Below are 13,847 nucleotides of genomic sequence, written 5' to 3'. Positions count from 1 at the left end.
TAAATTATTTATTTTGCTTGATAAAATCGCATAAAGCTGCAATTTTATCTGTTTTTTCCCATGGTAAATCAATGTCAGTTCTACCAAAATGGCCATAAGCTGCAGTTTGCTCATAAATTGGCCGCTGTAAGTCAAGCATTTTGATAATTCCTGCTGGACGCAGATCAAAAATTGTTCTAACCGCCTTAGTTAGCAATTCGTCACTTACTTTACCGGTCTTGGCAGTGTCAATCATTACAGAAACCGGATGAGCGACTCCAATTGCATAAGCAAGTTGCACTTCACAACGTTCAGCTAACCCTGCAGCTACAATATTTTTAGCAACGTAACGTGCTGCATAGCTAGCGCTACGATCAACCTTAGTCGGATCTTTACCTGAAAAGGCACCACCGCCATGACGTGCATAGCCACCATAAGTATCCACAATAATTTTGCGACCAGTTAACCCAGAATCACCTTTGGGGCCACCTATTACAAATCGACCTGAAGGATTGATTAAGAATTTTGTCTGCTTATCAAGATACTTAGCAGGAATAACTTGCTTAATTACCTGCTCAATCATCGCTTGCCTAATTTCTTTATTTGAAACTTGATCATCAGTTTGAGTTGAAATCAGTACAGTATCTACCCGTTGTGGCTGATTTTGCTCATTATATTCTACTGTTACTTGCGCCTTGGCATCTGGACGTAACCACTTCAAAGTATCATCTTTACGCAATTGTGCTACCTGGCGCATTAAGCGATGCGCAAGTGAAATCGGTAACGGCATTAATTCAGGCGTTTCTTTAGTCGCAAAACCAAACATTAACCCTTGATCACCTGCACCTATTTGATCAAGTTGATCCGTATCAACTTTTTGCTCACGAATTTCAAGCGAATTATCGACGCCCTCGGCAATATCCGGTGATTGTTCATCAATATCAACTAATACCGCACAATTATTGCCATCAAAACCAAGTTCTGGCTTATCATAACCAACCCGTAAAACCGTCTTACGCACAATTCCCTGAATATCAACATATGCGCTAGTCGATATTTCTCCAAAAACGTATACGATACCCGTAGTAACGATCGTTTCACAAGCCACATGGGCATCAGGGTCTTGCTTAATAATTGCATCCAAAATCGCATCTGAAATTTGGTCCGCGATTTTGTCAGGATGTCCTTCAGAAACCGATTCTGAAGTAAACAATCTTTTTTCCATAATAGTCCCCCTATATAGACAATAGCTATTCGGTTACAAGGCATCTCCACTTCAATGTGAATCCTCTCAGGACTTGAACCGATAATATATTTCGTTCTGAATTATACCATATAAAAAAGACTACCGATAACCGGTAGTCTCAGAACGATGGAGGATACAGGGCTCGAACCTGTGACCTCCTGCTTGTAAGGCAGATGCTCTCCCAGCTGAGCTAATCCTCCAAAGTGACCCGTACGGGATTTGAACCCATGTTACCGCCGTGAAAGGGCGATGTCTTAACCACTTGACCAACGGGTCATAATTACAATATTTTGAATTTAATAACCAAATCCATGAGTAATGGTGGTGCAATTACTACACCACCACTACTCAATGGAGGATACAGGGCTCGAACCTGTGACCTCCTGCTTGTAAGGCAGATGCTCTCCCAGCTGAGCTAATCCTCCAGTCTACCACTTCAAAACATAATAGCATAATAATTATGTATTGTCTACTTCAATTAGCAAATAAGCGACAAACATAATACGGAGTGTGAGAGATTTGAACTCTCGATACAGGATTAACCCATATACATGATTTCCAATCATGCTCCTTAAGCCACTCGGACAACACTCCAACGCGCTCCGGCTGACAGACTCGAACTGACGACATCTTGATTAACAGTCAAGCGCTCTACCAACTGAGCTAAGCCGGAATATTAAAAAAAGCACGGCAACGTCCTACCCTCGCAGGCAGTTTCCCACCAACTACTCTCGGCGTTAAGAAGCTTAACTTCTGTGTTCGACATGGTTACAGGTGTTTCCTTCTTGCTCTTGCCACCGTACTTTTTATTCTCTTTGAGTTTTTACACTCAAAACTAAATATAATCTACTCTTTTACCGTTCCACTCTCTTACCAAATTGCACTCGCTTTTGGTCAAGTCCTCGACTGATTAGTACTAGTCCGCTCCAAGTATCACTACTCTTCCACTCCTAGCCTATCTACCTCATCGTCTTTGAGGTGTCTTACTACTTTACGTATGGGAAATCTCATCTTGAGGGGGGCTTCGCACTTAGATGCTTTCAGCGCTTATCCCTGCCATACTTAGCTACCCAGCTATGCCTTTGGCAAGACAACTGGTACACCAGCGGTATGTCCATCCCGGTCCTCTCGTACTAAGGACAGCTCCTCTCAAATTTCCTACGCCCACGACGGATAGGGACCGAACTGTCTCACGACGTTCTGAACCCAGCTCGCGTGCCGCTTTAATGGGCGAACAGCCCAACCCTTGGGACCTACTACAGCCCCAGGATGCGACGAGCCGACATCGAGGTGCCAAACCTCCCCGTCGATGTGAACTCTTGGGGGAGATAAGCCTGTTATCCCCAGGGTAGCTTTTATCCGTTGAGTGATGGCCCTTCCATGCGGTACCACCAGATCACTAAGCCCGACTTTCGTCCCTGCTCGAGTTGTCTCTCTCGCAGTCAAGCTCCCTTTTACCTTTACACTCTATGAATGATTTCCAACCATTCTGAGGGAACCTTTGGGCGCCTCCGTTACTCTTTAGGAGGCGACCGCCCCAGTCAAACTGCCCGTCTGACACTGTCCTAAATCTCGCTTAGAGATCCTAGTTAGAGTAGCCATCAAACAAGGGTAGTATCCCAACATTGCCTCTGATAATACTAGCGTACTATCTTCTCTGGCTCCTACCTATCCTGTACATGTTTAACAGCTACCCAATATCAAATTGCAGTAAAGCTCCATGGGGTCTTTCCGTCCTGTCGCGGGTAACCCGCATCTTCACGGGTATTATAATTTCACCGAGTCTCTCGTTGAGACAGTGCCCAAATCATTTCACCTTTCGTGCAGGTCGGAACTTACCCGACAAGGAATTTCGCTACCTTAGGACCGTTATAGTTACGGCCGCCGTTTACTGGGGCTTCAGTTCGAACCTTCGCTTGCGCTAAGCTCTCTCCTTAACCTTCCAGCACCGGGCAGGTGTCAGCACCTATACGTCGTCTTACGACTTTGCAGATACCTGTGTTTTTGATAAACAGTTGTTTGGGCCTATTCACTGCGGCTGGTTCTTACACCAGCACCCCTTCTTCCGAAGTTACGGGGCTATTTTGCCGAGTTCCTTAACGAGAGTTCTCTCGCTCACCTTAGTGTTCTCCACTCGACTACCTGTGTCGGTTTGCGGTACGGGTACATTAGCTCTCACTAGAAGCTTTTCTTGGCAGTGTGACTACTTCACCTTCGCTACTTTTATTTCGCTCCTCATCACGTCTTGTGATTATCGAAAGTAAGCATTTGACTCACTCTCTCACTTAACGCTTGAACATGGCTTCCAGCGCCATGCGTGCTTCACCTTCTGCGTCCCTCCATCGTTATTAACGATCTAATGCAGTACAGGAATCTCTACCTGTTGTCCATCGGCTACGCCTTTCGGCCTTACCTTAGGTCCCGACTTACCCTGGGCGGACGAGCCTGCCCCAGGAAACCTTAGTCTTTCGGCGGATAGGATTCTCACCTATCTTGCGCTACTCATACCGGCATTCTCACTTCTAAGCGCTCCACTTATCCTCTCGATTAAGCTTCTCCGCTCTTAGAACGCTCTCCTACCACGCATTACTTTCATAATGCATCCACAGTTTCGGTACTATGCTTAGCCCCGGTAAATTTTCGGCGCAGCGTCACTCGACTAGTGAGCTATTACGCACTCTTTTAATGATGGCTGCTTCTAAGCCAACATCCTAGTTGTCTACGCAACTCCACATCCTTTTCCACTTAGCATAGATTTTGGGACCTTAACTGGTGATCTGGGCTGTTTCCCTTTCGATACGGATCTTATCACTCGCAGTCTGACTCCAGTGCGCAGATATCTGGTATTCGCAGTTTATCTGAATTCAGTAACCCTTGACGGGCCCTTCGTCCAAACAGAGCTCTACCTCCATTATCTTTTCTCGCACCAGGCTAGCCCTAAAGCTATTTCGGAGAGAACCAGCTATCTCCAAGTTCGTTTGGAATTTCACCGCTACCCACAACTCATCCCCGCAATTTTTAACTTACGTGGGTTCGGTCCTCCAGTGCGTTTTACCGCACCTTCAACCTGGTCATGGGTAGGTCACTTGGTTTCGGGTCTACATCAAATAACTACTGCGCCCTTTTCAGACTCGCTTTCGCTACGGCTCCGTCCTTTTATGACTTAACCTTGCTATTTAACGTAACTCGCCGGTTCATTCTACAAAAGGCACGCCATCACCCTTTAACGGGCTCTGACTACTTGTAAGCACACGGTTTCAGGTTCTCTTTCACTCCCCTCCCGGGGTTCTTTTCACCTTTCCCTCACGGTACTGGTTCACTATCGGTCACAAGTGAGTATTTAGCCTTACGAGATGGTCCTCGCTGCTTCAATCGGAATTCCTCGTGTTCCGACCTACTCAGGATACTGCTCAGCGTGCTTGAAATTTCGCTTACGGGGCTCTCACCCTCTCTGGCTTATCTTCCCAGATAATTCTGCTATCTCTTACACTACCTTTATTGCAGTCCTACTACCCCAAATGATAAATCATCTGGTTTGGGCTCTTTCCGTTTCGCTCGCCGCTACTATGGAAATCGATTTTTCTTTCTCTTCCTGCAGCTACTTAGATGTTTCAGTTCACTGCGTCTTACCCTTATTAGCTATGTATTCACTAATAAGTAATACAATTTCTTGTATTGGGTTCCCCCATTCGGATATCTCCGGATCTCTGCGTACTTACCGCTCCCCGAAGCATTTCGCTGTTTGTCGCGTCCTTCTTCGCCTTCTTGTGCCTAGGCATTCACCGTGCGCCCTTTCTTTTTCTTGACCTTACCTATAAGATCTTCTCTCTCGGTCGCTCGTGCAATCTGTTTTTCTCTTTGATTGTTTCTCGGTTTTTTCTAGATTATATTCAGTTTTCAATGTCCTAACTTGAGGTACTACCCTCAAAACTAAACAATGTCTTCGCTTCTGTGTGCTTCCTTGCTCCTAGGCTTCTTTTAGTATTCCTACTCTCCACCTATTCGCTCTTCCTTAGAAAGGAGGTGATCCAGCCGCAGGTTCTCCTACGGCTACCTTGTTACGACTTCACCCTAATCATCTGTCCTACCTTAGACGGCTGACTCCTTACGGTTATCCTACCGGCTTTGGGTATTACAGACTCTCATGGTGTGACGGGCGGTGTGTACAAGGCCCGGGAACGTATTCACCGCGGCATGCTGATCCGCGATTACTAGCGATTCCAGCTTCATGCACTCGAGTTGCAGAGTGCAATCCGAACTGAGATTAGCTTTAAGAGATTCGCTTGCCTTCACAGGTTCGCTCCTCGTTGTACTAACCATTGTAGCACGTGTGTAGCCCAGGTCATAAGGGGCATGATGACTTGACGTCGTCCCCACCTTCCTCCGGTTTGTCACCGGCAGTCTCATTAGAGTGCCCAACTTAATGCTGGCAACTAATAATAAGGGTTGCGCTCGTTGCGGGACTTAACCCAACATCTCACGACACGAGCTGACGACAGCCATGCACCACCTGTCTTAGTGTCTCCGAAGAGAACATCATATCTCTATGATTTGCACTAGATGTCAAGACCTGGTAAGGTTCTTCGCGTTGCTTCGAATTAAACCACATGCTCCACCGCTTGTGCGGGCCCCCGTCAATTCCTTTGAGTTTTAACCTTGCGGTCGTACTCCCCAGGCGGAGTGCTTAATGCGTTAGCTGCAGCACTGAGAGGCGGAAACCTCCCAACACTTAGCACTCATCGTTTACGGCATGGACTACCAGGGTATCTAATCCTGTTCGCTACCCATGCTTTCGAACCTCAGCGTCAGTTACAGACCAGAGAGCCGCCTTCGCCACTGGTGTTCTTCCATATATCTACGCATTCCACCGCTACACATGGAGTTCCACTCTCCTCTTCTGCACTCAAGAAATACAGTTTCAGATGCAATTCCTCAGTTAAGCTGAGGGCTTGCACATCTGACTTGTCTTCCCGCCTGCGTTCGCTTTACGCCCAATAAATCCGGACAACGCTTGCCACCTACGTATTACCGCGGCTGCTGGCACGTAGTTAGCCGTGACTTTCTGGTTGATTACCGTCAAATATATAGCAGTTACTCTATACATCCTTCTTCACCAACAACAGAGCTTTACGATCCGAAAACCTTCTTCACTCACGCGGCGTTGCTCCATCAGACTTGCGTCCATTGTGGAAGATTCCTACTGCTGCCTCCCGTAGGAGTTTGGGCCGTGTCTCAGTCCCAATGTGGCCGTTCAGTCTCTCAACTCGGCTATGCATCATTGCCTTGGTAGGCCTTTACCCTACCAACTAGCTAATGCACCGCGGGTCCATCCTTTAGCGACAGCTCGAAAGCCGCCTTTTATAGCTTGATCATGCGATCTTACTTCTTATTTGGTATTAGCACCTGTTTCCAAGTGGTATCCCAATCTATAGGGTAGGTTACCCACGTGTTACTCACCCATCCGCCGCTCGCGCTCTTAGCTTCCTACCCGAAGGTATTCTGTTAAAATTGCTCGCTCGACTTGCATGTATTAGGCACGCCGCCAGCGTTCGTCCTGAGCCAGGATCAAACTCTCATTTTTATCTGTTTGTTTGAATGTTTGCTCATTCGTTCTCCAAGATTTGCATCTCGGATTTATTTGCTTGCGAAATTGACTTCGCTCTTGTTTTGGGCTTTTACACCCGCACACTTTTGCGAAAACATTGTTCAGTTTTCAAAGTACTACCTGCTGCTTATAGCAGCGCTTTTCTATTCTAGCAGACCGTTTTGATCTTGTCAATAACTTTCTGCTCTTTATTTCTCGCTAACCTGATTAAGCTAACCAGCTCTCTCAAGCGCAAGTAATACTTTACCCTCTTTTGCTTTCTTCGTCAAGTTTGACTATTTGTTCGCTAATTAGGCTAATTATTAACTTAAAAAGTTGCGATTAATCCTTTTTAAAACGGATATCTTTGATTAAAAACAATTTTGTTGATGTTATTATTCGGTATTAAGTGCTTTCAGTATAAAATTTTATTCAAAACTTTTTCTAAAAAAATAAAAAAAGAGATCATAAAAGATCTCTTTTAGCTTTATATCAAGCTTGGTTGCTTAACAATTTTTTTCATGCCATTCATATATGGGACTAAAACTTCCGGTACAGTTACTGTACCATCTTCATTTTGGTAATTTTCTAAAATAGCTGCAACTGTCCGGCCAACCGCTAGTCCAGAACCGTTAAGTGTATGTGCTAAATACAGCTTACCATCTTCCGCGCGGTAACGAATTTGCGCACGCCGTGCTTGGAAATCTGTACAGTTCGAACAGCTAGAAATCTCCCGATACTTTTCTTGTTGAGGCATCCAGACCTCTAAATCATAAGTTTTAGCACTAGTAAAACTAGCATCCCCAGTCGCTAGTGCAACAACGTGATACGGTAAATCTAGTTTTTGGAGCAAGCTTTCTGCATTATGGGTCAATTTATCTAACTCTTCCCATGAATCCTCAGGCTTACATACCTTAACCATTTCTACTTTACGAAACTCATGCATTCTAATTAAACCACGCGTATCACGCCCAGCCGAACCAGCCTCACTTCTAAAAGCTGGAGAAAGGGCAGTTACATTAATTGGCAAACGATCTTCATGGATAATTTCATCACGGAAATAATTAACCAATGGTACTTCTGCTGTTGGAATTAATGTCAGCTCTAATTCCTTTTCGGGATCATCATTATCAACAATCGTATAGACGTCTTCAGTGAATTTCGGAAATTGTCCAGTTCCCTGCATTGATTCTTTATTAACTAAATATGGAGGAATAACTTCTGTATAACCAGCTTTGGTATTTTCATCCAAAAAGAAGTTAAAAACTGCACGCTCTAATAATGCACCGGCACCTTTATAGTAGACAAAGCGTGCACCAGAAACTTTTGCTCCACGATCCCAGTCTAAAATATCTAAATCAGTTCCGATATCCCAATGTGCTTTTGGTGTAAAAGTCAATTTAGTCGGTTCATGCCATTTACGAACTTCCTCATTATAATCTTCATCAGGACCAACTGGTGCAGAATCATCAGGAAAGTTTGGTAGACGTAGCAATATATCATTCTGCCTTGTAGTTAATTCATTAACTTTAGCGTCTAACTCTTTAATTTGGCTGCCAGTTTCACGCATCTCTGCAATCGCCGCAGAGGCATCCTCTTGATTGCGTTTAGCTTGAGCAATTTTTTGAGAAACAGTGTTACGTTTAGCCTTTAACTGCTCACTTTCATTCAAACTCTGGCGCCGATCAGCATCGATGCCAATTAATTCATCAATTTGTTCAGGCTTAATACTACGCGTAGCTAGCTTCTTCTTAGCCCAATCCGGATTATCTCGAATTACCTTAATATCTAACATTTTTAACCTCCACAAAAAAAGAGCCAACTCATCCCTAAATCTTGGGACGAATTGGCTCTTGCATCGCTTCGCGGTACCACCCAGTTTCAGTTGTCATTACCACAACTGCACTCAATTAGCTTGGGCGATAACGGTGCCGCAAACCGTGCAATGATTAGTTGCCCACAATTGAAGTCTGGAAACGACGTCTATTCGCTCACACCACCCGCGAATTCTCTGTATATAGTCTTAGGACTCCGTGTTTTTACTTATTTTAAGCCATTGCGCTCTTTCAAGCAAATAATATTTCACTTGATTAGTAAAATAATTTTTATCAGTTGGCTGACTGGCAGCATAAATATACTTAAAGCCTAACTTTTTTAGCAACTTTTGCGCACGTAAGTTGCTGTTAAACGTACCAGCCCAGATTTGAGTTTGAGCTAACTCTTTAAAAAAATAATTAAATAATACCCGCAGAGCCTGAGTCATATAACCATGCCCTTCGTAATCTCTATCTAATAAAAAGCCAACTTCTTTAGTCTTAGCCAAATCACCAGATTCACCGCGTGAATACAACTCAACTATTCCAATCAACTGATCATCTGTCTGCAAACATACCGCATAACTATTATCTCGCTGTTGATACTGCTTAATCGCAGTTTTGGCTTCAAACAAACTGGCATAGTGAGCAAAACCTGCTGTCTTGCGATAATGATCATCTTGCCCCCACTTAAGCAGAGTTGCTGCATCCGTATCAGCAAATTGCCGCAAACATATGTCTGCCATCACTTGCCTACTAACTTTAGCAGCCAGTCCATGCCAAACATTAAGGCAAAGCTATATGCCGCAATCGTCCACGGTTTACCCAAAATAATAATCCAAAAGTACGTTGAAAATTTCATCTCGGTTAATCCGGCTAGTAAACATAAAACATCATCTGGTGCCATCGGCGCTACAATACAAATACCGAAGAACCAGTTAAATTTATGCTGGTCTTTAGTCCATTTCATGTATTTTTCAAGGGTCTTTTCAGAAACAATATGCAAAATAAATGGTCGACCATAATAACGCGCCAAAAAGAAATCAATAATTGAGCCAATGCAAACGCCAATGTAGTTATAAATAAATCCCGCAATTGGTCCAAAAAACACAACTCCTCCAAGTAGGGAAACACCTCCAGGAATAATCGGAAACACTACTTGAACAATTTGAATTAACACAAAAATTACAGGACCAATAATCCTTTTATCTGCTAAATATGCACGCATCTTTGCTTGATTAGTAAAAATTCCTAGCTTATACCAGTAAATGCATAAAAGAACAATAATGATTCCGCTAACAATAGTTAAGATGTTAATCAAACGGCGACTGGCTTTAGGTGACAGCTGCATAAAAAACCTCCCTGACTTTTAAATTTTATTCTACCAAAAATCACCTTGATATAATTGCTTTTTAGCACATTAAGGATAATAATTACCATAATTTAAGAATATTAATTAGTAATTATCCGGAGGATATAAAATGGATATTTGGCAAAAATTATATCAAGCAGCCAAAGTTGAATACCACCCGCAAGACGTTACTCCCTTTATTTATGCACATAATGTCGTCAGTGCGCTTGAAGCTGCAGACGGTCAAATTTTTGTTGGTTTTTGTGTAGAAAGCTGCAGTGGTGTACTTGATCTTTGCGCTGAGCGAGTTGCCGCATTAAATATGTATGTTAACAGCGGACAAACTCAAATTAAACGAATCATTGCCTTTCGCGATCAAGCTCCTTCGGGCAGTGGGTCTGGCATGCCTTGTGGAGCGTGCCGCGAATATTTAATGCAATTGGATGAACGAAATCGCAATTTAGAATTTATGGTCGACTACCAAAAACGCCAAACAATCACCCTTAATGAACTAATGCCTAATTGGTGGGGCAATGAACGATACCAGTCTGCTAAACAAAAATAGTAAGGAACTAAAGTCTATGATCAAAGTTGAAAATAATGTTGTTTATGATGAAGCAAACCAGTTAACGTGTGATATTTACAGCCCTAGTGACACAACTATTGCCCATAAAGCCCTGATCTTTTGGCATGGTGGCGGTTGGATTCGCGGGGATAAACAAGACGTTAAAAACTTAACTACTGCCATAGTTGCACAAGGCTTTACCACCTTTGTCCCTAATTATCGACTCGCACCTAAAAACACTTTTCCAGCTGCTCACCACGATGCCATTAATTTTGCTAACTGGCTGCTAAAATCAAAATATATTAGTCAAGAAACCCTGAGCATTGCTCAAATAGGTGCCAGTAGCGGTGGCACCTTAGCCTTGCAACTTGCTGGTATGTTCGGTTTTCCAACCGTAACTTGGTCAGCACCAGTTAACTTTTCAGATTGGCTAAAAAATCACAATAGTACAAAACCAGCACTTGACGCCAAGAATGAACTCGGTTTAACTGACCAGTCAGAAATTAATAATTGCTTCTATAAATATTTCACCTTAACTTATGCCGGCAGCAATGATTGGCAAAAGCTCACTAAGCTAGACGCTAAGTCCTATAATTATCAAAACTTAGCTGACCTACTAATGTTTAACTCAGCTGCCGAATTAACCCCACTTACAGACGTACTTGACTTTATTGATAGTCTAGCTAGCCAAAATCATGGCGTAACCTTACAAATAATTCCCGGAGATAAACACGCTATGGCCTATGCAAGTCAATACCTGAGTGCTTCCCTATCATACTTAACTCACAGCCTACAAAAACTTAATAATTAGTAAACTTGAGCTAATTACTAAAGTTAATTTTGATAGCGTTTTATAATATGTTTAGTAATCTAAAATTAACATGATTTTTAATGAGGTACAAGATGGCAAAATATCAATCAATTAATCCGTACACTAATGAAACTTTTGCAAACTATTCATATTCAACCAATAGCCAAATTGACGAAGCAATCAATTTGGCAAATGCACTGTACCATAAGTGGCAGCACGAACAACCCCAGAGTCGGGTTGAGATTTTACACCAAATCGCTAAGACCTTGCATGAACATGAATCCGAGCTAGCCGAAATAATGACCCGTGAAATGGGCAAACTAATCGGTGAAGCTAAGGGTGAGGTTGAACTCTGTGTTCAAATCTGTGAATACTATGCTAATAATGGGTTAAAAATGTTAAAGCCGCAAAAAATCGATTCTGCCTTGGGTAATGCTTATTATCTCAAGCAAGCAACTGGCGTAATTATCGCTTGTGAGCCATGGAATTTTCCTCTTTATCAAGTGATTAGAGTCTTTGCTCCTAACTTCATCGTGGGCAATCCAGTATTACTCAAGCACGCTCACAACGTACCAGGTTCAGCAGCTTTAACCGCCAAACTTATTAAGCAAGCTGGAGCTCCTGAAGGGAGTCTAATCAACCTTTATCCAAATTATGACCAATTAGACGATATTATCGCCGATCCACGCGTTCAAGGAGTGGCTTTGACTGGCTCTGAGCGTGGCGGGGCTTCCGTTGCTGAAAATGCCGGTAAAAATCTGAAAAAGTCAACTATGGAATTAGGTGGCAATGATCCATTTATCGTTTTGGCAGATGCTGACAAGCAAGTTTTACAAACAACCTTGCATGCAGCAAGAACTTACAATGCAGGACAAGTATGTACTTCTTCTAAACGAATTATTACCGTTAAATCTCGCTACGAAGAAGTCTTACATGAGCTTAAATCCGCATTTGCTAATCTAAAAACTGGCGATCCGCTCGATCCAGAAACTACTTTAGCACCGCTTAACTCACAAGATGCTAAAGAAAAATTAACTAAACAAGTTGAGCGAGCAGTTGCAGCTGGTGCCAAAGTGTTCTATCAATATCCTGAAATTGATAGTGATGGTGCTTTCTTTAGGCCGATTATTCTAACTGACATTGACCAAAATAATCCAATTTTTGATGAAGAATTATTCGGTCCTGTCGCTATGGTCTACCAAGTTGAAGATGAGGACGAAGCAATTGCCTTAGCAAATAACTCTAGCTATGGGTTAGGCTCATCAATTATCAGTAGCGATATCGCACACGCTCAAGAATTAGCTGCACAAATCGAGACTGGAATGACCGTGATTAATGGCACCTGGATTTCCTCTGGTGAATTGCCATTTGGTGGTGTTAAAAAGTCAGGTTATGGTCGCGAACTAAGTGAATTGGGAATGATGGCTTTTGTTAATGAACACTTAGTCATCGACTTAAAGCAGTAAAAAATATGTAACTAAAAATACTGGACTTGCAAGTCCAGTATTTTTTATTGTCGCTTTTTAATTAAATTATAGCAAGTAAGTCCGGTCGTCATTACACTAGCAAATATTAAGAAATAGATCGAAGTTCTAAATGACACTACATAAACAATCAGCTGACTTGTAACGTGATTAAGCAACCCAACATTAGCTCTAGCATCAGTTGATAAGCGGAAAAGCAAATAAAGCAAAAATACAGATTCAATTAATGAAAGCGCAAATGCTAACCATTGAGCTTTTTTCGTATTTCTTAGCGTATTACGCATAATTATCAAAGGAAAAATAATTAACAAAACCCAGATTAAACACAACTGGATCCCAATATAAACCGTTGTACTATTTTCAAACATTCGACCTACTAGTCCCATAAAGACTTTCGTCAACGAAACTTTATCCACTGAACCTGACGTGAATAGAACTACTAAACTAATCAATGCCGTTAAAATAATTGAAAGCTGAACATAATTGACCGGTTGTTTAACTATATCTGAATCAGATTGTTCCGATTTAGGGTGACGCTTTTGTCTACCATCCTCAATTTTATTAAAAAAATTCGAACCAAGTTGATTGGCTTTCTGCGTTAACCGCTCATCAACTGTATAACGTTCAATTCGATCTTGTCTAGCACAAACCCAGAATAGTGCAAGCAGCAGCAAACAAAAACACAGCCAGCCAAGACCACGAGAAAAGCTCATGACAATCAACAACATTATTCCAACTAAGAATACAATCATACTATTTTTATGAATCCAAAGAAGCATCTTCTTTACAGTTGAGTTTTGTTTTTCAGGGTAGAATTCTTGCCGATAAATCTTCCGACTAGCAATTTTCGCTCCTGCATGCTCATCTTCATATTTTTCCTGTTCATATTGATCTGAGAAAAATGTATCACGATATTTTTGCACATTAAAATGACAATTAGGACAAATTTCAACATCATCTGTGATTTGCCTACCACAATTGGGACAAGTAGTCATAGCTTAAAACTCCTTAAT

At 42.4% G+C, this 13,847-nt stretch carries 8 protein-coding genes, 5 tRNA genes, 3 rRNA genes and 1 riboswitch; of the genes, 3 read left to right on the top strand and 13 right to left on the bottom strand.

Features of this window, described 5'->3' with window-relative positions; all coding sequences use genetic code 11:
- Positions 1 to 4: 4 nt before the first annotated feature.
- From metK to OZX56_RS01310, 12 genes are all read right to left on the bottom strand, one after another.
- Positions 5 to 1,204 carry a methionine adenosyltransferase gene (metK, locus tag OZX56_RS01365; protein ID WP_277139905.1) on the bottom strand — a complete coding sequence of 400 codons (1,200 nt, stop codon included), beginning with the start codon at positions 1,202 to 1,204 and terminating at the stop codon, positions 5 to 7.
- Positions 1,202 to 1,288, bottom strand: a riboswitch (SMK box riboswitch). (Overlaps the previous gene by 3 nt.)
- A 64-nt stretch (positions 1,289 to 1,352) precedes the next feature.
- Positions 1,353 to 1,425, bottom strand: a tRNA-Val gene (locus OZX56_RS01360).
- A gap of 4 nt (positions 1,426 to 1,429) precedes the next feature.
- Positions 1,430 to 1,501: transfer RNA gene (locus tag OZX56_RS01355), tRNA-Glu, on the bottom strand.
- A gap of 76 nt (positions 1,502 to 1,577) precedes the next feature.
- Positions 1,578 to 1,650 (bottom strand) — tRNA-Val (locus OZX56_RS01350).
- 79 nt (positions 1,651 to 1,729) lie between these two features.
- Positions 1,730 to 1,819, bottom strand: a tRNA-Ser gene (locus OZX56_RS01345).
- Positions 1,820 to 1,825: 6 nt separating this feature from the next.
- Positions 1,826 to 1,898, bottom strand: a tRNA-Asn gene (locus tag OZX56_RS01340).
- Positions 1,899 to 1,910: 12 nt separating this feature from the next.
- Positions 1,911 to 2,027: ribosomal RNA gene (gene rrf / locus OZX56_RS01335) — 5S ribosomal RNA — on the bottom strand.
- An 88-nt stretch (positions 2,028 to 2,115) separates the two neighbouring features.
- A 23S ribosomal RNA gene (locus OZX56_RS01330) occupies positions 2,116 to 5,033 on the bottom strand.
- Positions 5,034 to 5,241: 208 nt separating this feature from the next.
- A 16S ribosomal RNA gene (locus tag OZX56_RS01325) occupies positions 5,242 to 6,806 on the bottom strand.
- The 16S, 23S and 5S rRNA genes sit together here with 5 tRNA genes alongside, the layout of an rRNA operon.
- Before the next feature lie 490 nt (positions 6,807 to 7,296).
- Positions 7,297 to 8,604 (bottom strand): serine--tRNA ligase, encoded by a 1,308-nt coding sequence (gene serS, locus OZX56_RS01320; RefSeq protein ID WP_277139904.1) that lies wholly within the window; start codon positions 8,602 to 8,604, stop codon positions 7,297 to 7,299.
- A 228-nt stretch (positions 8,605 to 8,832) separates the two neighbouring features.
- Entirely contained in the window at positions 8,833 to 9,369 is a 537-nt protein-coding gene (locus OZX56_RS01315; RefSeq protein ID WP_277139903.1) for a GNAT family N-acetyltransferase, read from the bottom strand.
- Positions 9,369 to 9,974: a TVP38/TMEM64 family protein gene (locus OZX56_RS01310; protein WP_277139902.1), complete on the bottom strand. Its 606-nt coding sequence runs from the start codon at positions 9,972 to 9,974 to the stop codon at positions 9,369 to 9,371. Before OZX56_RS01310 ends, OZX56_RS01315 begins: the two co-directional genes overlap by 1 nt.
- Before the next feature lie 130 nt (positions 9,975 to 10,104).
- On the opposite strand from OZX56_RS01310, the gene OZX56_RS01305 reads away from it, so the two are divergent.
- From OZX56_RS01305 to OZX56_RS01295, 3 genes are all read left to right on the top strand, one after another.
- Positions 10,105 to 10,539 (top strand): cytidine deaminase, encoded by a 435-nt coding sequence (locus OZX56_RS01305; protein ID WP_277139901.1) that lies wholly within the window; start codon positions 10,105 to 10,107, stop codon positions 10,537 to 10,539.
- Positions 10,540 to 10,555: 16 nt separating this feature from the next.
- The gene (locus tag OZX56_RS01300; RefSeq protein ID WP_277139900.1) at positions 10,556 to 11,350 is read left to right on the top strand and encodes an alpha/beta hydrolase; all 795 of its coding nucleotides are present in this window, start codon (positions 10,556 to 10,558) and stop codon (positions 11,348 to 11,350) included.
- Positions 11,351 to 11,442: 92 nt separating this feature from the next.
- Positions 11,443 to 12,816 carry an NAD-dependent succinate-semialdehyde dehydrogenase gene (locus tag OZX56_RS01295; RefSeq protein WP_277139899.1) on the top strand — a complete coding sequence of 458 codons (1,374 nt, stop codon included), beginning with the start codon at positions 11,443 to 11,445 and terminating at the stop codon, positions 12,814 to 12,816.
- 44 nt (positions 12,817 to 12,860) lie between these two features.
- Here OZX56_RS01295 and OZX56_RS01290 read toward each other — a convergent pair whose 3' ends face one another.
- Positions 12,861 to 13,829 carry a zinc ribbon domain-containing protein gene (locus OZX56_RS01290; RefSeq protein ID WP_277139898.1) on the bottom strand — a complete coding sequence of 323 codons (969 nt, stop codon included), beginning with the start codon at positions 13,827 to 13,829 and terminating at the stop codon, positions 12,861 to 12,863.
- Positions 13,830 to 13,847 lie beyond the last annotated feature (18 nt).

This window comes from Lactobacillus sp. ESL0684, from assembly GCF_029392675.1.
Classification (GTDB): domain Bacteria; phylum Bacillota; class Bacilli; order Lactobacillales; family Lactobacillaceae; genus Lactobacillus.
This window is presented reverse-complemented; position numbering and strand designations above follow the sequence as displayed.

Coding starts and splice junctions, on each gene's coding strand:
- serS (WP_277139904.1), bottom strand. CDS start 8,604: ATGTTAGATATTAAGGTAATTCGAGATAATCCGGATTGGGCTAAGAAG.
- OZX56_RS01315 (WP_277139903.1), bottom strand. CDS start 9,369: ATGGCAGACATATGTTTGCGGCAATTTGCTGATACGGATGCAGCAACT.
- OZX56_RS01305 (WP_277139901.1), top strand. CDS start 10,105: ATGGATATTTGGCAAAAATTATATCAAGCAGCCAAAGTTGAATACCAC.
- OZX56_RS01300 (WP_277139900.1), top strand. CDS start 10,556: ATGATCAAAGTTGAAAATAATGTTGTTTATGATGAAGCAAACCAGTTA.
- OZX56_RS01295 (WP_277139899.1), top strand. CDS start 11,443: ATGGCAAAATATCAATCAATTAATCCGTACACTAATGAAACTTTTGCA.
- OZX56_RS01310 (WP_277139902.1), bottom strand. CDS start 9,974: ATGCAGCTGTCACCTAAAGCCAGTCGCCGTTTGATTAACATCTTAACT.
- metK (WP_277139905.1), bottom strand. CDS start 1,204: ATGGAAAAAAGATTGTTTACTTCAGAATCGGTTTCTGAAGGACATCCT.
- OZX56_RS01290 (WP_277139898.1), bottom strand. CDS start 13,829: ATGACTACTTGTCCCAATTGTGGTAGGCAAATCACAGATGATGTTGAA.